Raw genomic sequence first — 21,567 nt, forward strand, 5'->3', positions numbered from 1 at the left:
CGACACCGCACGCCCGATCGCGGCGGGCCCGCGCGATGTGGGCGCTCGCCCTCGGCGGATTCGGCATCGGGACCACCGAGTTCGTCGCGATGGGCCTGCTGCCCGACATCGCGACCGGCCTCGGGGTCTCCGAGCCTACCGCCGGGCACGTCGTGTCGGCGTACGCCGCCGGTGTCGTCGTCGGTGCCCCGCTGATCGCGGCGCTCACCGCCCGGTTGCCACGCAAGACGCTGCTGATCGCGCTCATGATCGCCTTCACCGTCGGCAATGCGGCGACGGTGTTCGCGCCGAGTTACGGACTGCTCGTCGCCTCCCGGTTCGTCGCCGGGCTGCCGCACGGTGCGTACTTCGGGGTCGCCGCGCTCGTCGCCGCGCATCTGGCCGGCCGCGGGCAGCGCGCCCGGGCGGTGGCGCTGGTGATGATGGGCCTGTCGGTGGCGAACGTCGTGGGGGTGCCGGTCGCGTCGTGGCTCGGCATGGCGCTGGGCTGGCGCTCGGCGTTCGTGCTGGTGGCGGTGATCGGCACGGTCACCGTCGCTGCGATCGCCGCGTGGGTGCCCACCCTGGCGATCCGCACCACCAGCGTGCGCACCGAACTCGGCGCGCTGCGGCGCGGGCAGGTGTGGATGACGCTGGCGGTCGCGATGATCGGCTTCGGCGGCGTGTTCGCCGTCTACACCTACATCAGCACCACCCTCACCGACGTCGCCGGAGTGTCGAGGGCGCTGGTCCCGGTCGCGCTGATGCTCTTCGGTCTCGGCATGGTGCTCGGCAACGTGGTCGGTGGCCGCGTCGCCGACCGGGCCCTGGTGCCGGGCATCTTCATGACCATGACGACGCTGGCGGTGCTGCTGGCCGTGTTCGTCGCGGCCGCGCACAACCCGTACACGGCCCTGGCGATGGTGTTCCTCCTCGGTGCGGGTTGCGCCGCGGTCGGACCGGGCCTACAGATCCGGCTCATGGACGTCGCGGAGGACGCCCAGACCCTGGCCGCGTCGCTCAACCACGCGGCGTTCAACCTCGCCAACGCGTTCGGCGCCTGGATCGGGGGCGCGGTGATCGCCGCGGGCTTCGGCTACACCGCGCCGGCCGCCGTGGGCGCGGGGCTCGCGCTCGCCGGTGTCGCCGTCCTCGCCCTCGCGGTGCGGCTGCCGTCGGCGCCGTGACCGGACCTCGTGATTGGATACCGACGTGACCGACCCCAGCACCACCGCTTCCGCCGTGCCCACCCCGCCCGACCCGTTCTTCACCGTCCGGACCCGGCTCGACAACGGACTCGGACGCACCGGCACGATCCACACTCCGCACGGTGACATCCATACCCCGGCATTCGTCGGTGTGGGCACCAAGGCGACGGTCAAGGCGGTCCTGCCCGAGGCGATGAAGGAACTCGGGGTGCAGGCGCTGCTCGCCAACGCCTACCACCTGTACCTGCAGCCCGGGTCGGACATCGTCGACGAGGCCGGTGGGCTCGGCAGATTCATGAACTGGGACGGGCCCACCTTCACCGACAGCGGCGGATTCCAGGTGATGTCCCTCGGGGTCGGTTTCAAGAAGGTCCTGGCGATGGACGCCGTCGGCGTGCAGTCCGACGACGTCATAGCCGAAGGCAAGGAGCGCCTCGCGCACGTCGACGACGACGGTGTCACCTTCAAGTCCCACCTCGACGGTTCCCGGCACCGGTTCACGCCCGAGGTGTCGATGCGCATCCAGCATCAGCTCGGCGCCGACATCATCTTCGCGTTCGACGAGCTGACCACCCTGATGAACACCCGCGGCTACCAGGAGCGGTCCGTCGAGCGGACCCAGGCATGGGCGGTGCGGTGCATCGCCGAGCACGAGAAGCTCACGGCGCAACGAGCCCACCGTCCGTATCAGGCGCTGTTCGGTGTGGTGCAGGGTGCGCAGTACGAGGATCTGCGCCGGCAGGCGTGCCGCGGTCTCGAGTCGATCGTCGGCGAGTCGGGCCGCGGCTTCGACGGCTACGGCATCGGCGGCGCCCTCGAGAAGCAGAACCTCGGCACCATCGTCCGGTGGTGCACCGAGGAGCTGCCCGAGCACAAGCCGCGGCACCTGCTCGGCATCAGCGAGCCCGACGACATGTTCGTCGCGATCGAGCACGGTGTCGACACGTTCGACTGCGTGAACCCGTCCCGGGTGGCGCGCAACGCGGCCATCTACCACCCGGACGGCCGGTTCAACATCAACACCAGCCGGTTCCGCCGCGACTTCACCCCGATCGACGAGGACTGCGACTGCTACACCTGCCGCCACTACACGCGTGCCTACATCCACCACCTGTTCAAGGCCAAGGAGATGCTGGCGGCCACGTTGTGCACCATCCACAACGAGCGGTTCACGGTGCGGCTCGTCGACGACATCCGCGCCGCCGTCGACGGCGGGTACTTCGAGGAGCACAAGGCCGAGACCCTGGGCCGGTTCTACGCGCGGCGGTGAGCGAGTTCGGCGCTACGCGTCGGCGGACGTCCGGGCCGGCGGTCACTCGGCGTAGGTCGGCTCCCGCCTCTTCACGTACGCGATGACCGCGTAGGTGACCGGCATGACGACGATCTCGACGAGGGTCTTCCACAGGAACCCGACCACCACGTAGTTGACGAAGTCCGCCCACGTGGTGATGCCGATGACGCCGGCGGCGATCGCGCAGAAGATGAGCGTGTCGGCGAACTCGCCGACGACGGTGGAGCCGATCAGCCGGGCCCACAGGTGCTTCTCCTTGGTGATCTCCTTGATGCGCACCAGCACGTAGGAGTTGAGCAGCTGCCCGACGAGGTAACCGGCGAGACCGGCCAGCAGCAGCCGCGGCACCACCCCGAGGACCGCCTCGAACGCGGGCTGGTTCTCGTAGAAGTCGGCGGGCGGCAGCTGCTGGGCGATCCAGAAGCACAGCGCGGCCAGCGCCACCGCGCCGAAACCGTAGTACACGGCGCGCCGGGTCGCGGCGAAGCCGTAGACCTCGCTCAGGACGTCGCCGACGATGTAGGCGAGGGGAAACAGGAAGAACGCGCCGTCGGTGATGATCGGCAGGATCTGCAGCGGGCCGAGCGCCCATTCGGCGTCGCCGAAGAACGCCACGCCCTTGCCGGCGGCGACGTTGGAGATGATGAGCACCGCCGTGAACAGGGCCACCAGCCCGGGGTAGTGGCTGCGGACCACGCGGGCGAAGTGCGTGTGGTCGGATTGCTGAGTCTGCACGTGCTCTGTCACCCGGCCATCCAAGCACTCGGGCGGTCGGAAGGCGAAGAACGGACGAACAGGACGCGGGCTCCGGCCCGGCGGATCCGGGACCCGCGACCTGCTGTCAGGGAGCTACGCGCCCACCCGTGGCGACGCGGTAGGCGTACGCGTAGGCGATGGTGGTGACGGGCACGGTGACCAGCAGGCCGACGTAGCACAGCAGCGCGCCGACGAAGTTGATCGCGGACAGCACCAGCCACAGCAGGATCAGCTGCCCGACGTTGGCCGCGGCCGCGGACGCGCTCGACTTGATCGCCGTGACCGCGTCCTGCCGCTGGTCGATGACGAAGTGCAGCGTCCACACGGTCAGGAAGGCGACGACGATGCCACCGACGATGACGAGCGAACCGAGCAGGGTTCCCAGCGCGATGAGCAGGGACGCGAGCAGGATGGGACCGAGGCTGCCGACGCGGAAGAAGTCCTTCAGCGCCGGCTTGTGGCCGTCCAGCTCGTACAGGGCTCCGCGCACCCCGGCCGCCTGGACGACGAGCATGCCGATGACGAACGCGACGATCAGCACGATCATCACGGCGATCCCGACGCCCGACATGCCGGTGGTGTCGCCGTAGCGGTCCGTCGTGGTCGAGGCCATCACGACCCCGAACATCAGGGCGCCGAACACCAGCGCGGCCACGACGATCACGCCGGCGAGGCTCAGCCAGCCGCCGACGTTCTCACTGAACTTGCGCCACCCGTAGCTCAGGGCGGCGCCGATGTCGATCTGCGGGCGGGGCGAACCGAAGCCGGGCGGTGGGTAGCCGCCGGGGGCTCCGTAGCCGGGGGGCGGTCCGTACCCGGCAGGGCCGCCCGCCGGCGGTGACCCGTACGGTGCTCCGGGCTGCTGCGGTGCCCCACCGTACTGGGGGCCACCGTGCTGGGGGCCACCGTACTGGGGAGCGCCGTACTGGGGAGCGCCGTACTGCGGTGGCGGCCCCTGCGGCGGACCGTAGCCGGGCGGTGGTGCGCCGTAGCCCGGTGGGTAACCCTGGGGCGGGCCGTACCCGGGCGGTGGGCCGTACGGCTGCGCGCCCGGGTACTTGTTCGGATCCTGCGGATCGGGAGTGGGTTCGTAGCCCCCGCTGGTCATCGTGGTCCTCGTGATTCGTGACGTGCCGCTTCGTGGAACGCCGTACCCGTCAGGGCGCGACGCCGCGCCCGGTGGTCACCCGGTAGGCGTAGGTGGAAGCGATGATCGTGAGCGGGACGGTGACGAGCAGGCCCAGCCCGCACGGGATCGCGCCGAGGATGTTGATGCCGACGAGAGCGAGCGCCAGCAGCAGCAGCGGTCCCACGTTGGACGAGATGGCACGGAAGCTGGACTTGATCGCGTCCACCGGCGGCTGGTTCCGGTCGATGACGAACTGCAGCGTCCACCAGGTCAGGAAGATCACGATGAAGCCGGGGATGATCAGCAGGATGAAGCCGACCACGGTCATGAGCGAGACGAGCAGGCTCGCGACCACCACGGCGCCGATGTTCTCGAACTGGAAGAAGGACCCGAACGACGGACGGTTGCCGTCGGTTTCGTGCAGCGCGCCGCGCACGTAGGCAGCCTGGATCAGGATGCTGACGAACACGCTGACGATCGCGCCGATGATGCTGAGCGCCGACAGCTCGTTCGTGTCGAAGCCGCCGAAGATCACATTGATCACGAACTGGATCAACGCCGCCGCGACGACGAACGCGATCCAGACGCCCGCGTTCTGGCTGAACTTCTTCCAGCCGTAGCTGATGGCCTCGCCGACGTTGAGCTGCGTGGGGCCACCGAAGCCCCCGTACTGGCTACTGCCCGAGGGGTAGTTGCCCGGCGGGGGTGGGTAGCCGCCCTGGGGCGGGTAGTTCCCCGGCGGGGGCGGGTAGCCGCCGGCAGGCGGATAGTTGCCCTGCGGAGGTGGGTAGTTGCCCTGCGGGGGCGGGTAGTTCCCGGGCGGGGGATAGTTGCCGGGAGGCGGGTAGTTGCCCTGCGGGGGCGGGTAGTTCCCGGGCGGGGGGTAGTTCCCGGGAGGCGGCGGGTAGCCGCCCTGCGGAGGGTTGGGTGCGCCGCCCTGGTTGTCGGGCTCTTTGCTGGGGTCGTATCCGCCGGTCGTCATCGGATCCTTCTCGAGGGGAGGGTGGAGCCAATCGCGTTGTCGACTGCGCACACTACGTCCGGCGCGCCCGAATTGCACGATCACCGGAACTTCCGCGAGCCGGACGAGCGGCACGAAACGGACCGACACCGGTCGCGCGGGCGGTGTCACCAGCTGCCGTCGTACACCCACGGCTCCCGCGGGAGCCGGGCCGGATCCCAGCGCCCGAGCAGCAGCTCCAACGTGACGGGCTCGTCCTTGTCCGCCAGGTCGAGCGAGACCGCGATCCGGCCCAGTACGTCGGCCGCGGTGTGGCCCAGCGCCGCCTGGTCGGTGAGCGTCACCGCGCCGTCGCGTTTGGCGAGGCGCTTGCCGTGCACGTTGAGCGCCAGCGGCACGTGCGCGTACGTCGGCACCGGAAGCCCCAGCAGCGCCGCGAGGTAGGCCTGTCGCGGAGCGGAGCTCAGCAGGTCGTCGCCGCGGACCACCTGGTCGATGCCCTGGGCCGCGTCGTCGACGACGACGGCCAGGTTGTAGGCGGGAATCCCGTCGCCGCGGCGCAGCACCAGGTCGTCGACCACACCCGCGAAGTCGCCGTGCACCACGTCGTGCACGGTGAAGGTGGCGGCGCCGGATCGCAGGCGGATCGCGGCCGGCCGTCCGGATGCGCGTTTCGCGGCCCGCTCGGCCTCGGTGAGCGTGCGGCACGTGCCCGGATAGGCCCCCTGCGGGGCGTGCGGCGCAGACGCCGCGTGCTGGATCTCGCGTCTGGTGCAGAAGCACTCGTAGGTCAGGCCCGCCCGGGTGAGACGGGCGATCGCGGCGTCGTAGAGCGGCAACCGCAGCGACTGGTGGACGACCTCGTCGTCCCAGTCCAGGCCCAGTGCGGTGAGATCGGCGAGCTGGCGTTCCTGTGCGCCCGGCCGGACGCGGTCCAGATCCTCGACGCGGATCAGAAACCGGCGCCCGGTGCTCCGGGCGAACAGCCACGCGAGGACCGCCGTGCGCAGGTTCCCCAGGTGCAGGTCGCCCGACGGGCTCGGGGCGAACCGGCCGGCCCCTGCGCGCGCGTCCCCGGCCGAATGTGACATCTGGTCAGACTATCGACTGCGATGTCACATTCGGCCACGTGCACGGCGGGTGGGTCACGCGGCGGGGCGGCCGAGCAGGACGGAACGCTGGGCGTGCACGGTCTCGCGGATCGCCGCGACGACGGCGGCGACCTCCGGCCGGCGCAGCGTCTCCGATCGCGCCACCATCCAGTAGTTCAGCCGCGCCTCCACCTCCCCGGGGAGGATCCGTACCAGGTCGGCGTGCCGGTCGGCCATGAAGCACGGCAGCAACCCGAGCCCGGCTGCGGCGCGAGTTGCCTCGACGTGGACGAACACGTTGGTCGAACTCACCGACTCGTGCATGTCCGGGGCGATGCGACGGGCCAGGTCCAGGTCGTCGACCTGCAGCATCGAGTCGATGAAGTACACCAGCGGGTGACGGCCCAGCTCGCGCACCGTCGTGGGAGCGCCGTGCTCGTCGACGTAGGCCCGCGCCGCGTACAGGCCGAGGGTGTAGTCGGCCAGCCGGTGCGCCTCGGCGCGGTGCACCTGGGGGCGTCCCACCACCACCTCGAGGTCGAGTCCGGACCGCTGCTGCGACGCGCGACGGGTGGCCGCGACGATCTCCACCGCGACGCCCGGGTGCCGTCGCCGCACCAGCGCGCCGGCCGGCGCCGCGATGTAGGCGCTGAAGCCGTCGGTGGCCGAGACCCGCACGACACCCTCGAGGCCGCGGTCCCCGTCGGGACCGGCCAGTCCGGCCACTGCGGCCTCGATCCGCTCGGCCGCGGCGAGTGCCGAGCGGCCGAGCTCGGTGAGTTCCCAGCCGCCGGACGCGCGGGCCAGCACGCGCCCGCCGAGGCTCTTCTCCAGCGCCGCGATCCGACGGGCGATGGTGGTGTGGTTGACGCCGAGGTCGTCGGCGGCGGTCGTGAAGCGGCCGGTACGGCCGACCGCCAGCAGAACCAGCAGGTCATCGGCCGACGGCGCGCTCATGTGTGCATTCTTGCAGATCCGCTCTGCGGATCGCGTCATTGTGCATGCAGATCTGCGCATCGATACTCGGCACATGCCTTCAGAAGTGTTGCCCGTCACAGTCGAACCGAGGAGGACGAACCCATGAGTGTCGAACAGTCACGGCCCGGTGGCCGCGCACCGGACGAGACCCCCACCTCGGGTCTGCGCAAGGTCGTCGGCGCCTCGATGGCCGGCACCGTCGTCGAGTGGTACGAATTCTTCCTGTACGGCACCGCCGCCACCCTGGTGTTCTCCAAGGTCTTCTTCCCCGACAACGGCAACGAACTCGACGCCATCATCGCGGCGTTCGTCACCTACGCCGTCGGCTTCGTCGCACGGCCCCTCGGCGGCGTGGTGTTCGGGCACTTCGGCGACAAGTTCGGCCGCAAGAAGCTGCTGCAGACCAGCCTCGTGCTCGTCGGCGTCGCCACCTTCCTCATGGGCTGCCTGCCCACCTTCGGCGCCATCGGTTACTGGGCGCCCGCGCTGCTCGTCACGCTGCGCTTCGTGCAGGGCTTCGCCGTGGGTGGCGAGTGGGGCGGCGCGGTGCTGCTCGTCGCCGAGCACAGCCCGGACCGTTCCCGCGGCTTCTGGGCATCGTGGCCGCAGGCCGGTGTTCCGATGGGCAACCTTGTCGCCACCGTCGTGCTGCTGATCCTGACCACCACGCTGTCCGACGCGGCGTTCCTCTCGTGGGGCTGGCGCATCGCGTTCTGGCTGTCGGCGGTCATCGTCCTGGTCGGCTACTACATCCGCACCAAGGTCACCGACGCACCGATCTTCCTCGAGGCTCAGCGTGAGGCCGAGCAGCTGAAGTCCAGCTCGTACAGCGTCGTCGAGGTCGTCAAGCGTTACCCGCGCGGTGTGTTCACCGCCATGGGCCTGCGCTTCGCCGAGAACGTCATGTACTACCTCGTGGTCACCTTCTCGATCACGTACCTCAAGGTGGTCGTCGGTGCGGACACCGCCACCATCCTGTGGTGGATGCTCGCCGCGCACGCCGTGCACTTCGCGATCATCCCCGTCATCGGGCGCCTGTCCGACACCTTCGGCCGCCGCCCCGTGTACATGGTCGGAGCCGTCACGGCCGGCACCTGGGGCTTCTTCGCCTTCCCCATGATGGACAGCGGTCACAACGCCCTGGTCATGTCCGCCATCGTCATCGGCCTGGTGTTCCACGCGTTCATGTACGCCGGCCAGCCTGCGATCATGGCCGAGATGTTCCCGACCCGGATGCGCTACGCGGGCGTCTCGCTCGGCTACCAGGTGACCTCCATCGTCGCCGGCTCGCTCGCGCCGATCATCGCGACCGCACTGCTCAGTCGCTACGGCAGTGCCGTGCCCATCGCGATCTACCTGGCCGTGGCCTCGGTGGTGACGATCATCGCCGTCGTCGCCGCCCGGGAGACCAAGGGGCTCAGCCTGCGCGACGTCGACGCCGCGGACGTGCGGGCCGTCGACGCCGAGAAGACGGCGGTGCCCGCATGAGTGCCCGCACCGCACTGGTCACCGGCGGAGCGAGCGGCATCGGTGCCGCCTGTGCCCGGAAGCTCGCCGCCCGCGGCGTGCACGTCACCGTCGCCGACGTCGACGAGGTGGCCGCCAAGACCCTCGCCCACGACATCGGGGGACAGGCGTGGGGGGTGGACCTGCTCGACACCGACCAGCTCGACGGCCTCCGGCTCGAGGTGGACGTCCTCGTCAACAACGCCGGTATCCAGGTCGTCCGGCCGATCGAGGAGTTCGCGCTCACCGACTTCCGCCGCATCCAGACGCTCATGGTGGAAGCGCCGTTCCTGCTCGTGAAGGCGGCCCTGCCGCACATGTACGAGCGCGGCTTCGGGCGCATCGTCAACGTGTCGTCGGTGCACGGCCTGCGGGCGTCGGCCTTCAAGTCGGCGTACGTCACCGCCAAGCACGGCCTCGAAGGACTGTCGAAGGTCACGGCCCTCGAGGGCGGGCCGCACGGCGTCACCAGCAACTGCGTCAACCCGGGTTACGTGCGAACGCCATTGGTGGAGAAGCAGATCGGTGACCAGGCCCGGCTGCACGGCATCGACGAGGAACGCGTGCTCGCCGACGTGCTGCTCACCGAACCCGCGATCAAGCGGCTCGTCGAACCCGAGGAGGTGGCCTCCCTCGTCGCGTGGCTGGCCTCGGACGACGCCGGCATGGTCACCGGCGCGTCCTACACGATGGACGGCGGCTGGACCGCGCGCTGACCCACCCCCGTGCATGTGTGGCCGAATGTCACATCGCGTCGATCGGATCGACGCGATGTGACATTCGGTCACAAGCATTGTGGAAGGCAGTCAGTGGGCGTCGGCGCCGTCGAGGGACAACTGGATCTGGGTGTGCAGCGCGTGGGTCAGATACTCCGGCGGATACAGTTCCGGACTGGCGATCGCGTCGAGAGCCAGACCGTTGACCGCGGCCAGCAGCAGAGCCGCCCGGGTCTCGGCCTCCGCGGTGCCCATCCGGATCAGGACGGCGGACACCGCGGTGCGCATCGTGAACAACGTCGTGTGCCGGATCCTGCTCAACGAGGGCGACGTCGCGGCGCGCACGGTGAACGCCGCCATCACGTGTGCCTCGGCGGTGCGCTGCTCGTCGAGCGGCAGCAACTGGCTCAGCGCCGCGAACAGGGTGCGCGCCGGATCGATGTCCGGGTCGACGGTGCTCAACCGTGTCAGCACCCGCTCGGCGAGCGAACGGAACGAGTAGGCGAGCATCTCGTCCTTGGTGGGGAAGTGGTGCTGGACGGCGCCGATCGATACACCCGCATGGCTGGCCACCTCGCGCACGCTGGCGCCGTCGAGCCCGATCCGTGCCGCGACCTCGAGCAGGGCAGCGGCGAGACGCGTGGGGCTGGTGGTGGCATAGGGACGCGCGCGCATGGATGCACCGTACCTGCAGGTATCTCCATACGCCGGTATGGGGCACCGCGCGACACCTGCCCGATGTGTCCGGTCCACCTTCCGTGGTCGGACCCCGGTCAGAAGTCCTCGTCGATGCACGCCAGACGAGCACCGGCCATGCCGGCTTCCCCGGGGCCGGTCTTGGTGCGCTCGGCGTGGAGCACCACGGAGTTCGCCTCGCCGTCGCGGAACTCCCAGTCGACCGTCGTCGACGCCTGAGCGTTGCCGTTGCCGTCGGTGGTGATGTCGAGCCAGACCTCGTTCCCGGGATTGGCGAAGGCGGGATCCGTCGACGGGGACTGCGGGGTGGCCGCCGGATCCACGTCGTTCTGATAGTGCGGACCCGCGTCCGACGGCTGCGGCCCGCACGGCTGCGTATGGACGTGCACGCCGAAGTCACGGGTGGGTGCCAGCCCGCTCGCCTCGAGCGTGACCGTCGTACGGCCACCCTCCTCCTCGGATTCGACGGTCACCGTCGAACCCACCGGGACGGCGACTTCGTCGTAGGTGAATGCCTTGTCGTCGTCACCGCCCTCGCCGGGCAGCTGGAAGGCCATCCCGTCCGTGCCGGGCAGTGCCGTGGGCATGCCGGTGGTCGTCGTCTCCGACGTGGGGGGCGGCTCGACGGTGGCCTGGTCGTCCGTCGAGGAATCACCGCCACCGCACCCGGCCACGACGAGTGCGGTCAGGGACACGCCTGCCATCAAGGTTGTGCGTCGTGAGTTCATGTTTCCGCGGTACCCACGGCGCGTCGTGTCGAACCAGCGACGGCGCCCTTACCCGGACATCCCGCCGATGATCAAGGACAGGCCCGCCCCGAGGAGCCAGACGTCCTTGGCGATCGGCGTGCCCTGCTGGGTCGGGCGGAAGGACCCGCCCTCGTGCATGCCGGGCATCTTCCAGTACATCGCGAGCAGGCCCGAACTGAACGCCGTCAGCGCGGAACCGGCGACCACCGGGGAGACGAAGGGGGCCAGCAGCAGGGCGCCGACGCCGATCTCGGCGGCCGACAGGGTCTGGCCGAACGTCTCCGGCCGCATCTTCCCGAGCCGGGGGAGCGCCTTGCTCGCCATGTCCTGCAGCCCTGCCGCGGCCTCGGGCGGGAGATCACGCTTGCCCAGCCCGGAATTGAGGATGAAGGCGCCGGTGGCCAGCCGGAGCGGAACGTTGCTCAGTCGCACGGGAACCTCCGGAAGATCGGATGGGGCCGATTATCCCGCATTCCCCCGGCAGCGGGAACTCCCCGGACCGTCCGGGTGCAGCACGACGTACCGGTCGGCCCGTCCGCCGGGGACCCCGGCTGCGGCCGGCCGCCCGGGGTGACGCGATCGCTGCGAACGGCAGACCGCACCGCCGACGCACTCGGGGAGGCCCTCGTCGGGAACGAACGGCGTCTGCCGAACGTGTCTCTGCTGCAGGGTGATCGGTGATCATCCGGGTATCACCCCCCGGGGTACGCCGGCACGCAACTGCACATCCACCACGAAATCGCCGTCCTCGGGGGTGTAGCGGCGCCGCGGGTCGTGATCCTCCACCCGGAAACTGCCGAGGGTGGGCGAGTGGGTGGTGACGGCGACCGTGCCGCCGTCGAGATCGAACTGCAGCAACCGCTGGAAACCCGTCGCGCGCCGGCCGTCGACCAGGAAGTACTGGTAGTCGGCGAGCATCTCGACCACGCGCCGGTCGCTGCCGGGGATCGGGCGGTCGGTCACGGTCGTCTGCCCGTCGACGTGCCCGGACAGCACCATGAACACCGACTCGTGCGGCACGACGAGCCGGTTCCAGATCTGCTGGCCCGAACTGCCGCCGATGTCGCCGAATCCACTCATCCGGAGACGGCCGTCCTCGTCGAGGTAGTAGTGCGCGGCGACGATCGTGTTGCGGTCGGGATGGCGGGCCAGCACCTCCTCGGCCCAGTTCAGCACGTGCTCCGGCGGGTTGTAGCCGAGGTAGAGGACGAGGAACGGGGTGCCGGCGATCTCGAACAGGTCGTAGTGCGCCGAATTGTCGGCGTCGGTCACCGAGTCGCCCCACTGCGGCCGGTCCCGGAATCGCTGCGGCCCGAAGTACTCGTTGTACAGCGCATGGTTGCGTTCGTGCTCGCCCGGCACGAGCCGGCCGGCGACGTTCCACAGGTTGTCGTGGTTGCCGGGCAGGACACCGTAGGGCACGCCGGCCGCCTCGAGGATTCCCATCGCCTCCGACGCGACCTCGAACTCCGTGCGGGCGCGGGTGTCCGGGGCGCCCGGCCGGATCCACGACTGGATCAGGTCCCCGGTGTGCACGGCGTAGGCGATCTTCCGGGCGCGGGCCTGCTGCGCCGTCCACGTGGTCATGTCCCGGAAGACGGCGGCGTCGTCGCGGGCGAGGTACTGGGTGTCGGTGAGGTGCTGGATCGCGAAGTCGTAGTCCGCCGGGTCGGCGAACGCCTGGTCCGGTGTGGCGTCGCGGAAGCTCCGGTCGCGACGGGGCGCGTCGATCACCATGATCTCCAGAAGGCCGGCGACGTCGGTGACCCGCGCCTCGAGCACGATCGGCCCGCCGGGCACCTCGGGCCGGGCGACGGCCCGCGGCTCGCCCCACGAACGGCCGGTGCGCACGTGCAGGGCGAGGTCGTCGAGGTTGACGCTGCGGCCCTGCCACCGGATCGTCACCGCCTCGGTTCCGGCGGGAAATTCGAGTTCGTAGCGGACATAGGGGTATTCGTCGAACTCGTTGCCGACGGACGCCGGTGCGCCGCGCTCGCCGACGGCGCGCGGGAGCGGCGGGTCGGCGGAATCGGTCACGCCTGCGTACATCGTCGCGGACGTCGCCGGGACGTCGGTGGTCAGTCCCGTCGCCGGGATGCCGACGGACGTGACGGGCACGGGCGGGGTGACCTCGGCGGGGCCGGACAGGAGGGCGGCCACGGCCAGCAGCGACACCGGAAGCCACCAGCCCGGAGCGCGCATGCCCCGAGGCTACCGCCGCTCAGGCGCGACGCCCCAGGTGTGCGAGCACCCGCGTCTGCCGGTCGGCGTCCGCCGGCACCTCGACCGCCGGTCCGCAGACCCCTTCCATCCGGATCGAGTCACCCAGGGCCCGCGCCGTCGCCTCCACGAAGTCGAGGTCCTCGGCGTCGACGGTGTCGTCCAGACCCGCGGCGCGGGCGAGATCCCAGGCGTGCACCACGAGGTCGAAGTTGTAGAACCGCGCGACGGTCGCGGCGAGGGTGGTGCGGCCGAAGTGGCCGTCGTACTCGAGTCCGGCGCGCCGCGGATCGTCGAGGATCGCCTGCATGCCGTCGCGGGTGGTGGTCCACGCTCCGGACGGGTCGGTGTCCGGCGACGGTCCGGCGGGCAGTTCCAGGCCGACGACGGTGACGATCTGCCGCTGTGTGTCCACGACGTGCCGCAGCACGTCGCGGGCGGTCCAGCCCTCGCAGGGCGACGGGTAATCCCATCGGTCGGCGGGCACGGCCTCGACACGTGCGGTGAACTTCGCCGCGAGGTCGCGGTAGTGACGGGCGGGGGAGAGGGTCTCGGTCATGCGGCAGATTCTGCCGTTGCCCGGTCGCCGCGGGATTGGATACTTCGGACATCGAGGGCCGAGCCGGTGCCGTGCCACCGCGGCGCCTCCCCGGCGAGCAGGGCGGTGGGCGTGAGGGAGGAGATCCTGCGCGTCTCCCGGTTCAGGTGCGACTGGTCGCTGTAGCCGGCGGCCGCGGCGAGCTCGGCCAGTCCGCGCGCGGGTCCGGCGTCGGCCAGGGCCATGAACCGTTGCAGGCGCAGGATCGATCGCAACGTGGCCGGGCCGTACCCGAACGCCTCGTTGCAGCGGCGCTGCAGCTGACGTTCGGTGAGCGCGGCGGTCTCGGCGAGCGCCCCCACGCTCCACGAGTGCCCGGAAAGCGCCTGCCGCAGGTGCCCGATCAGCGGGTCGGGGGCGAGGTCCTGCGCGAGCCAGCGCCGCACCGCGGACTGGAACACCTCGAGCCGTTCGGCGGCGGTCCGGGCATTGTCGAGCCGGTCGGCGAGCGGTCTGGCTCCGGCCGAACCGAGCAGGTCGTCCAAGCCGACGCGGGTGTCGCGGAGTTGCGCGACCGACGCGCGCAGCGCAAACGAGGCGAGACCCGGGCGGAACCGCACGCCGGCGGAGACGACACCGGCCGGCAGCGTGAACGACCACGCGGACGTCTCCGGGCCGCACACGCGGATGCCGACGCCGGCGATCCACAGGACGTCGACGCATCCGTCCGGGACGAGGAGATGGGTCTGCCCGTCGGAAACCGCCGACCACACGCACACCAGGTGCTCGGCGAGGTCCGCGCTGGGAGTGCTCGGCACATACCACCTCATGGCCCACGAGCGTAGGCGCCGGCACCGACAATCGCTGCCCGCGTGGGGAACCGGCTTCCGCTACGGCCGGTAGGGCAGGTGCCGCACCGCGAGGGTGAGCGCGACGGCGACCGCGGCGGCGATCCACAGGGCGTGCAGTCCGAGCATCCGATGCGCCGCGGCGCCGCCGACGGCGCCGGTCACCAGTCCCAGCCACAGGCCCAGGTACGGCAGCCAGGTCCAGCGGGGGCCGCCGAACATCGCGGCGGCGAGCCGCTGCCCGATCTTGACGAGCGCCCCGGTCATGTACGTCAGGGCCACGCTCACCTCACCGTCGCGCTGGAACACCGAGTTCTCCACACCCATGGCGAGGGTCATCGCCACCACCGCGACGGGCGTCCAGCCCGCGGTGTGGGCGAGCGCACTGAGCAGCAGGAGCGCGGAAACCGTGGCGAGTACGGCGGTCTTGCGGGCGCGACGGCTGCGGTCGGACAGTTGCGCGACCACTCCACCGAGGACGACGCCGACGAGGAAGAGTCCGATGACACCGGCGGTGAGTGCGGCCGGACCCCAGGCGCCCTCGGCCAGGCCGACGCTCAGCCGGGTGGAGTTCCCGCTCATGAACGACACGAACACGCCACCGAGGGTGATGAACCCGAGGGCGTCGACGAACCCGGCGAGGCCCGACAGCGCGACGGCGAGGGCCGTGAGTTGTCTGCCGTATCCGACCACGGACGAATCGTAATCAATCCGTGCTGTTACCTCTGGTAACGAAAGGGATGTCCGGTGCGACCTCCCGGAGACACCCTTTCGTCCCCCGCGGAGGGTGCTGCCGTGCCGCATCCCGTCCCCAGGAGTACCCAGCGTGTTCGCTTCACCGTCCCGCCCGTCCCCGAATCACCGCACACTGGGATGGAGCGCCGGACTCGCTGCGGCCGCCCTGCTGCTGACCGGATGCGCCACGGCGACGGACACCGGCACCCGGTCCCACGCGCCCACCGTCGCCGCGACCCCGACGGTGACGACCACCCCGGCACCGGCTCCTGCGGCCTCGCCGACCCACGTCCCGGCGGACGCGTCCGCCACGCCGGCGCTGGCCACGCTCGCGACCCTGCCGATCAAGGGCCGAGCGCCCAAGACCGGCTACGACCGTGAGCTCTTCGGACCGGCGTGGAGCGACGACGTCGACGTCGACGGCGGCCACAACGGCTGCGACACCCGCAACGACACCCTGCGGCGCGACCTGGTCGACATCACCTACAAGACCGCCACCCGGGACTGCGTCGTCCTCTTCGGCACCCTCCACGACGCCTACACCGGCACGACCATCGACTTCCGTCGCGGCCAGGACACCTCCGCCGACGTGCAGATCGATCACGTCGTCGCTCTGTCGGACGCGTGGCAGAAGGGTGCCCAGCAGCTCGACGAGCAGACCCGCGCGAACTTCGCCAACGATCCCCGCAACCTGCAGGCCGTCGACGGTGCTGCCAATCAGCAGAAGGGCGACGGCGACGCCGCGACCTGGCTGCCGCCGAACCGGTCGTACCGGTGCACGTACGTCGCGCGCCAGATCGAGGTCAAGGCCCTCTACCGGTTGTGGGTGACCCAGGCCGAGCACGACGCGATGGTCCGGGTCCTTGCCGGGTGCGGTGCCGCCGCCCCGGAACCTGCGCCTGCCGCGACCACGGTGCCGGAACCGGTCCCGTCGGTAGCTCCGGAGCCGGTCCCGCCGGTAGCCCCGGAACCGGTCCCGTCGGTAGCCCCGGAGCCGGCTCCGGCCCCCGCCGTGGCGTACCGCAACTGCGCCGAGGCGCGGGCCGCGGGCGCGGCGCCGCTGTACGCCGGTCAGCCCGGGTACAGCGAGAAGATGGACGGCGACGGCGACGGCGTCGCCTGCGAGTGAGCTGGTGTGGACAGCCGCGCCTCGACTGCGGACGGCGCGGCTGTGTGCCCGACGAATCGTGTGCCCGACGAACTGTGTGCCCCTTGAACGGGCAACGGCCCGTGATCGGTGTTTCCACTGATCACGGGCCGTTGCCGTGGCGGAGGATAGGGGATTTGAACCCCTGAGGGCGTTAACCCAACCCGCGTTCCAGGCGAGCGCCATAGGCCACTAGGCGAATCCTCCGTGGGGAAGCATACCGAATACGACCTGGTAGATGCCAAACGGGGAGGTCGCCGCGGGTTTCGGAGGGGCGCAACAGGGTCGATTCACGGTCGCAGGCGATGTGTGTCTACACTGGCCGATGGATCCCGCGCGGCGCGCATCCTGTGAACTCCCCCAGGGCCGGAAGGCAGCAAGGGTCAACGGGCTCTGCCGGGTGCGCGGGGTCCCCTAGCTTCCGATGCCGATGCCCGTGCCGTTGGGCGCGGTGAAAGGTCCTTCCGCATGCCTACCCAAACCCAGATTGGGTTGATGAGCCATGAGGAACTCGTCGCAGAGCACGAGCGCCAGTCCCACAACTACGCGCGACTCGAAGCCGAGAAGCTGACGCTGGACCTGACTCGCGGCAAGCCGTCCCCCGAGCAGCTCGACCTCTCCGCGGAGTTGCTGTCGCTGCCCGGGGCCGACGACTACCGCGACGCGTCCGGTACCGACTGCCGCAACTACGGCGGCCTGCGCGGCCTGCCCGAACTGCGCGCCATCTTCGGTGAGCTCCTGAACATCCCCACCGAGAACCTGATCGCCGGCAACAACGCCAGCCTCGAGATCATGCACGACCTGATCGTCGCGTCGCTGCTGCACGGCACGGTGGATTCGCCGCGCCCGTGGTCCCAGGAGCCCGTCGTCCGGTTCCTGTGCCCCGCGCCCGGCTACGACCGGCACTTCGCGATCACCGAGTCGTACGGGATCGAGATGATCCCGGTGCCCATGCGCGACGACGGACCGGACATGGCGAAGGTCGCTGCGCTCGTCGGCTCGGACCCGCAGATCAAGGGCATGTGGGCGGTTCCCACCTACTCGAATCCGACCGGTGCCGTGTACTCCGAGCGCGTCGCCCGCGAGCTGGCGTCGATGCCGACCGCCGCGCCGGACTTCCGGATCTTCTGGGACAACGCTTACGCCGTGCATCCTCTGGTCGAGGAAGCGGCTCCCGCCCTGGACATCCTGAGCATGGCGGCCGAGGCCGGTCATCCGAACCGCGTGTTCGTCCTCGCCTCGACATCCAAGATCACCTTCGCCGGCGCCGGCGTCAGCTTCTTCGGCAGCTCGGCCGAGAACCTGGCGTGGTACGAGAAGTTCCTCGGCATCAAGACCATCGGTCCGGACAAGGTGAACCAGCTGCGTCACCTGCGCTTCTTCGGCGACGCCGACGGGGTGCGGGCACACATGGCCAAGCACCGCGACCTGCTCGCGCCGAAGTTCGCGCTCGTGCTGAAGATCCTCGAGGACCGGCTCGGGTCGTCGAAGGTGGCGTCCTGGACCGAGCCGAAGGGCGGCTACTTCATCAGCCTCGACGTGGTGGAAGGCACCGCCAAGCGGGTCATCTCCCTTGCGAAGAACGCGGGGATCGCGCTGACGGCGGCGGGCTCGGCGTTCCCGTACAAGAACGACCCCGACGACAAGAACATCCGGCTCGCCCCGAGCTTCCCGTCGCTGGACGAACTCGCTACCGCCATGGACGGCGTGGCGACGTGCGTGTTGCTCGCGGCGACCGAGAAGGCCCTCGGGAAGTAGCCGGCGAGTAGTTCTGTCCCTCGGCCCCGGCTGTCACACGACGGCCGGGGCTGAGCGTATCCACCACCTGTGGACAACCCTGTGGACAAGCCGTGGACAACCGGTGGAGAACCGCTGCCACCGCGTCGTCACCGGCCGGACGTTCGTGGGATCACGTCGTCCCGAAGCAGCTGCTCCACGGCGTCGGCCTGCTCGAACGCGACCGCATGGGCAGCGTCGTCGAACGTGATCAGTCTCTTCTCCGGCGCGTCGAGCAGGGTGAACCATTCCAGGACCAGTTCCCGGCGCCCGTCGAGTTCGGCCGCCCCGTCGAGGATGTACACCGGCACCTCGAGGCGGGTCGCGTCCCGCCGGAAGTCGACGTCCTGGATCTGCGGATACATCACGGCGAAGGTGTCGATCAGCCCTCGCAGCACGTTCGCCTTGTCCATGAGCGAGTACTCGGTGCCGAGAATCCCGAAGCCGTCCAGGCCGCTCGCCTCGCCCCGCGCGCGATACCCCGCCGCCGGCTCGTACGGATCGTAGAGGTAGTCGTAGGCGGCGAGGACCTGAGCGTTCGCCCACGGGATGTCCGCGTACGGCGGCTCTCCGATCTCCTGCAGGGTCGCTGCGAGGTCCGTGTCACCCGTCCGGGTCGCGTACTCCTGCAGATCGCGGTAGATCCGGCGGTCCGTCTCCCGGACGTTCACCATCTGTCCGCTGCCGAGGTACGCGGCGAACAGGTCGGGGCGCTGCTGCACGGTGCGGACACCGAGGATCGTGCCCCACGACTCACCCATGAGATAGATCCGGTCCTCGTCGAAGCGGTCCCGAAGATGCTCGGCGACCTCGACGGTATCGGCGACGGCCCGTTCCAGCGTGGTCTCGTCGGTAGGGAACAGCGCGCCGTAGGACTTGCCGTTGCCGCGCTGGTCGTAGGTTGCGAACACGACGTCGTCCACCCACGGCTCCGACAGGGCGCGTGCCAGCGCCATGTCGGACTGGCCGGGGCCGCCCGACAGGTAGAGCAGCACAGGCTTGCCGGGATCCGCGGCGCGGATCATCAGCGCGTGGTCGTCGCCGCCCAGGGACACCGTCTCGAGTGCTGCCACTCCCACCGGCTGCCCGTCGGGTCCGAACACGGCAGGTGTGGAGGCGGGGCGGACGACCAGGACTGCCAGTACGAGCGTCAGCACGCCCAGGACCGAGGTGAGCACGAGTCCTCGACGGGGACCGGGCGGGGTGCCGGCACGTCGTCGGACGAGCACGACCCCGACGCGGGCACCGACCAGCATCGGCAGCAGCAACAGGATCGCATGCAGGCCTCGGCTCACGGCCAGCGCCAGCACGCCGTAGATCGAGTCGAGCCGCACGTCGTCGATCGTCGGTACCGACACGTCCAGCCGGACGATCTCCAGTGCGATGCCGTAGGCAAGGAAGAGCGGAACCACCATCCAGGCCGAGCGCCCGGCCCAGCCGCCGATCGCACCGAGCAGCAGGCCGGTCGCCATCACCGCAAGGGCGTGGACCGTCGTGACCGGCCCGACGGGCAGCGCCGCCGCGGTGACCGCGCCCGCCACGGCCGCCGTGACGAGCGCGAGCGCGATCCGCACGCTCGAGCCGGCCTGGGCCATCCGTCCCCTTCCGGTTGCGCGCCGGCCGAATATCACAGCGCTACGGTCGAACCCGTGTCACATTCGGTCCGAGGCTGCAGCGTCCTCGACGTACCGGTCGATCTGTCCGTGCCAGAACTCCCGGACGCTCTCCGCGGAATTCCCCGCACCGATCGCGTGTGCGACGAGGTCCCGGATGTCTTCGAGAACGCGCGTGTACTCCGATTCGTCGCCGTGGAGTGGCATATCCGAACGATACTCCGCACGCCGTCGCGGACGGCGCGCTTCTCGCACGCGTGCCCGCTCGTGTGATCCACCGCGGTGATCGCGTTGCGTCGGCCGGACCCGGATTCGGGAGTATCGTGCGGGTCAGCGGGTGCGGCGCTCGCACCGGAACCGTCGACGAAGGGAGCCGTCGTGGCCACCGGTGAGCCGATTCGACGACGGCGGTCCTCGCCTCGCCCGGTGCGGGACCCGAGCTGACGGCCGGACGAGACGCGTCGATGATGCTGCGTGAGGAGATGTATCCCGATCCCGACGACATGCAGGTGATCACCGGCCTCGACCAGCTCGCTGCGCTCGTTGCCGGGAATCCGCTGCTCTACCTGCGCTTTTCCCGGGGTCCGGTTGCGGACGCCGCGGACGGTCCCACACGCGATCGGGCGGCCAACCTCACCCTGCCGGGGTGGTCCGTCCTTCCCGTTGCCCCGGAACCGTGGTGGCGGCGTCCTGTCGAGGACTGGGTTGCGCGTCGGCTCCACCGGTACGCCGCCTGCGGCGAGACCGACGGGCGCTTCCTGTGGCTACTCGAGGGCACGATGGTCGGCCGCGGTCTCGACCAGGAGCCGTTGGTGATCGACATTCGCCCGCACGCCCGGTTGAGTCCGAAGGTGCTGTGGGAGGCGGAAAGACGTTACCGCGAGTGCTTCGAGGCGGAGCCGGATTCCGGGCGGTGGTGAGCCGGCACCCGCTCGCTCTGCCCCCGCCGACGGGACGCTACCGGGTGTCGGTGCGAAGGTCGCTACGCGCCGGGCTCCCGTGGATGCGAGGATCGTGAGCATGGCACCGACGTTGAACCTCGTAGGTGATGCCGACGCCGATGCGTTGCTCGCCGCCGACCCGCTCGCCCTGCTCATCGGGATGCTCCTCGATCAGCAGGTGCCGATGGAGACCGCATTCGCCGGACCGAAGAAGCTCGCCGACCGCCTCGGCGGTCTGGACGTGCACCGTATCGCCGAGGCCGATCCGGACGAGTTCGCCGCGATCTGCGCCGGGCCTCCGGCCGTGCACCGGTTCCCCGGATCGATGGCCGAACGGATCCAGGCACTGTGCGCCGAGATCGCGGACCGCTACGACGGTGACGCGGCGGCCCTGTGGACGAGCGGCGACCCTGACGGCCGGGAGGTGCTGAAGCGCCTGAAGGCACTGCCCGGCTACGGCGACCAGAAGGCCCGAATCTTCCTCGCCCTGCTGGGAAAGCAGATCGGAGTGCAGCCCGCGGGGTGGCGGGAAGCCGCAGGGGAGTACGGCGAGGACGGGTCGCGGCGGTCCATCGCCGACGTCGTCGATGCGCAGACCCTGCAGGAGGTCCGGGAGTTCAAGAAGTCCTCGAAGGCGGCCGCGAAGAAGAAGTGAGCCGCACGGCCCGGAGCGGCGGGCTCGTCGGCCG

At 70.3% G+C, this 21,567-nt stretch carries 22 protein-coding genes, 1 tRNA gene and 1 other RNA gene; 9 read left to right on the forward strand and 15 right to left on the reverse strand.

From position 1 onward, the window contains the following. The first annotated feature begins 35 nt into the window (after positions 1-35). Positions 36-1,166: an MFS transporter gene (locus AC2IPW_RS01840; protein WP_486376962.1), complete on the forward strand. Its 1,131-nt coding sequence runs from the start codon at positions 36-38 to the stop codon at positions 1,164-1,166. A 25-nt stretch (positions 1,167-1,191) separates the two neighbouring features. Beyond that, positions 1,192-2,457, forward strand: a complete 1,266-nt coding sequence (gene tgt / locus AC2IPW_RS01845; RefSeq protein ID WP_003936896.1) for a tRNA guanosine(34) transglycosylase Tgt — start codon at positions 1,192-1,194, stop codon at positions 2,455-2,457. 42 nt (positions 2,458-2,499) lie between these two features. On the opposite strand, the gene AC2IPW_RS01850 is transcribed toward tgt, so the two are convergent. The 5 genes from AC2IPW_RS01850 to AC2IPW_RS01870 form a co-directional block, all read right to left on the reverse strand. Continuing rightward, positions 2,500-3,225, reverse strand: a complete 726-nt coding sequence (locus AC2IPW_RS01850; protein ID WP_289382494.1) for a queuosine precursor transporter — start codon at positions 3,223-3,225, stop codon at positions 2,500-2,502. A 94-nt stretch (positions 3,226-3,319) separates the two neighbouring features. Beyond that, positions 3,320-4,342, reverse strand: coding sequence for a DUF2189 domain-containing protein (locus AC2IPW_RS01855; RefSeq protein ID WP_450119559.1), 1,023 nt, complete (start codon positions 4,340-4,342; stop codon positions 3,320-3,322). A 49-nt stretch (positions 4,343-4,391) separates the two neighbouring features. After that, positions 4,392-5,345, reverse strand: a complete 954-nt coding sequence (locus AC2IPW_RS01860; protein ID WP_416062495.1) for a DUF2189 domain-containing protein — start codon at positions 5,343-5,345, stop codon at positions 4,392-4,394. A 146-nt stretch (positions 5,346-5,491) separates the two neighbouring features. Further along, a complete protein-coding gene (gluQRS, locus tag AC2IPW_RS01865) occupies positions 5,492-6,415 on the reverse strand; it encodes a tRNA glutamyl-Q(34) synthetase GluQRS (protein ID WP_416062496.1) in 924 nt (307 codons plus the stop codon). Between the two features lie 54 nt (positions 6,416-6,469). Then, positions 6,470-7,372, reverse strand: a complete 903-nt coding sequence (locus tag AC2IPW_RS01870; protein ID WP_416062497.1) for a LysR family transcriptional regulator — start codon at positions 7,370-7,372, stop codon at positions 6,470-6,472. Between the two features lie 123 nt (positions 7,373-7,495). Here AC2IPW_RS01870 and AC2IPW_RS01875 point away from each other — a divergent pair, with 123 nt between their 5' ends. Further along, the gene (locus AC2IPW_RS01875) at positions 7,496-8,881 is read left to right on the forward strand and encodes an MFS transporter (protein ID WP_003936890.1); all 1,386 of its coding nucleotides are present in this window, start codon (positions 7,496-7,498) and stop codon (positions 8,879-8,881) included. Continuing rightward, positions 8,878-9,615 carry a 3-hydroxybutyrate dehydrogenase gene (locus AC2IPW_RS01880; protein WP_450119558.1) on the forward strand — a complete coding sequence of 246 codons (738 nt, stop codon included), beginning with the start codon at positions 8,878-8,880 and terminating at the stop codon, positions 9,613-9,615. The genes AC2IPW_RS01875 and AC2IPW_RS01880 overlap by 4 nt, the downstream gene beginning before the upstream one ends. Positions 9,616-9,705: 90 nt before the next feature. On the opposite strand, the gene AC2IPW_RS01885 is transcribed toward AC2IPW_RS01880, so the two are convergent. The 7 genes from AC2IPW_RS01885 to AC2IPW_RS01915 form a co-directional block, all read right to left on the reverse strand. Then, positions 9,706-10,290: a TetR/AcrR family transcriptional regulator gene (locus AC2IPW_RS01885; protein ID WP_003936888.1), complete on the reverse strand. Its 585-nt coding sequence runs from the start codon at positions 10,288-10,290 to the stop codon at positions 9,706-9,708. A 98-nt stretch (positions 10,291-10,388) separates the two neighbouring features. Further along, positions 10,389-11,039: a superoxide dismutase family protein gene (locus AC2IPW_RS01890; protein WP_054372980.1), complete on the reverse strand. Its 651-nt coding sequence runs from the start codon at positions 11,037-11,039 to the stop codon at positions 10,389-10,391. Between the two features lie 48 nt (positions 11,040-11,087). Next, positions 11,088-11,492, reverse strand: coding sequence for a hypothetical protein (locus AC2IPW_RS01895; RefSeq protein ID WP_003936886.1), 405 nt, complete (start codon positions 11,490-11,492; stop codon positions 11,088-11,090). A gap of 249 nt (positions 11,493-11,741) precedes the next feature. Further along, positions 11,742-13,262, reverse strand: a complete 1,521-nt coding sequence (locus AC2IPW_RS01900) for a metallophosphoesterase (protein WP_486376150.1) — start codon at positions 13,260-13,262, stop codon at positions 11,742-11,744. Between the two features lie 19 nt (positions 13,263-13,281). Then, a complete protein-coding gene (locus tag AC2IPW_RS01905; RefSeq protein ID WP_003936884.1) occupies positions 13,282-13,839 on the reverse strand; it encodes a TIGR03086 family metal-binding protein in 558 nt (185 codons plus the stop codon). After that, positions 13,836-14,648 (reverse strand): helix-turn-helix domain-containing protein, encoded by an 813-nt coding sequence (locus AC2IPW_RS01910; RefSeq protein ID WP_416062503.1) that lies wholly within the window; start codon positions 14,646-14,648, stop codon positions 13,836-13,838. The genes AC2IPW_RS01905 and AC2IPW_RS01910 overlap by 4 nt, the downstream gene beginning before the upstream one ends. Positions 14,649-14,708: 60 nt before the next feature. Beyond that, positions 14,709-15,359 carry a YoaK family protein gene (locus AC2IPW_RS01915; protein ID WP_486376151.1) on the reverse strand — a complete coding sequence of 217 codons (651 nt, stop codon included), beginning with the start codon at positions 15,357-15,359 and terminating at the stop codon, positions 14,709-14,711. Between the two features lie 133 nt (positions 15,360-15,492). Here AC2IPW_RS01915 and AC2IPW_RS01920 point away from each other — a divergent pair, with 133 nt between their 5' ends. Beyond that, positions 15,493-16,530 (forward strand): GmrSD restriction endonuclease domain-containing protein, encoded by a 1,038-nt coding sequence (locus AC2IPW_RS01920; protein WP_486376152.1) that lies wholly within the window; start codon positions 15,493-15,495, stop codon positions 16,528-16,530. Positions 16,531-16,667: 137 nt separating this feature from the next. Here AC2IPW_RS01920 and AC2IPW_RS01925 read toward each other — a convergent pair. Continuing rightward, positions 16,668-16,755: transfer RNA gene (locus AC2IPW_RS01925), tRNA-Ser, on the reverse strand. A 117-nt stretch (positions 16,756-16,872) separates the two neighbouring features. Between AC2IPW_RS01925 and ffs the strand changes: the two genes are divergently transcribed. Continuing rightward, an RNA gene (ffs, locus tag AC2IPW_RS01930) (signal recognition particle sRNA small type) lies at positions 16,873-16,967 on the forward strand. Positions 16,968-17,016: 49 nt separating this feature from the next. After that, positions 17,017-18,306: an aspartate aminotransferase type Ic gene (locus AC2IPW_RS01935; RefSeq protein ID WP_416062508.1), complete on the forward strand. Its 1,290-nt coding sequence runs from the start codon at positions 17,017-17,019 to the stop codon at positions 18,304-18,306. 128 nt (positions 18,307-18,434) lie between these two features. On the opposite strand, the gene AC2IPW_RS01940 is transcribed toward AC2IPW_RS01935, so the two are convergent. Continuing rightward, on the reverse strand, positions 18,435-19,919 hold the full coding sequence (locus tag AC2IPW_RS01940; RefSeq protein ID WP_486376153.1) for an alpha/beta hydrolase: 1,485 nt from the start codon (positions 19,917-19,919) through the stop codon (positions 18,435-18,437). A 57-nt stretch (positions 19,920-19,976) separates the two neighbouring features. Next, positions 19,977-20,144, reverse strand: coding sequence for a hypothetical protein (locus AC2IPW_RS01945; protein ID WP_160320134.1), 168 nt, complete (start codon positions 20,142-20,144; stop codon positions 19,977-19,979). A 260-nt stretch (positions 20,145-20,404) separates the two neighbouring features. Between AC2IPW_RS01945 and AC2IPW_RS01950 the strand changes: the two genes are divergently transcribed. Together AC2IPW_RS01950 and AC2IPW_RS01955 are read left to right on the forward strand one after the other, a co-directional pair. Further along, positions 20,405-20,857 carry a DUF6098 family protein gene (locus AC2IPW_RS01950; RefSeq protein WP_081005210.1) on the forward strand — a complete coding sequence of 151 codons (453 nt, stop codon included), beginning with the start codon at positions 20,405-20,407 and terminating at the stop codon, positions 20,855-20,857. A gap of 100 nt (positions 20,858-20,957) precedes the next feature. Next, positions 20,958-21,533: an HhH-GPD-type base excision DNA repair protein gene (locus AC2IPW_RS01955; protein ID WP_486376154.1), complete on the forward strand. Its 576-nt coding sequence runs from the start codon at positions 20,958-20,960 to the stop codon at positions 21,531-21,533. The last annotated feature ends 34 nt before the right edge of the window (positions 21,534-21,567 follow it).

The organism is Rhodococcus sp. NS-SX18 (assembly GCF_057367935.1).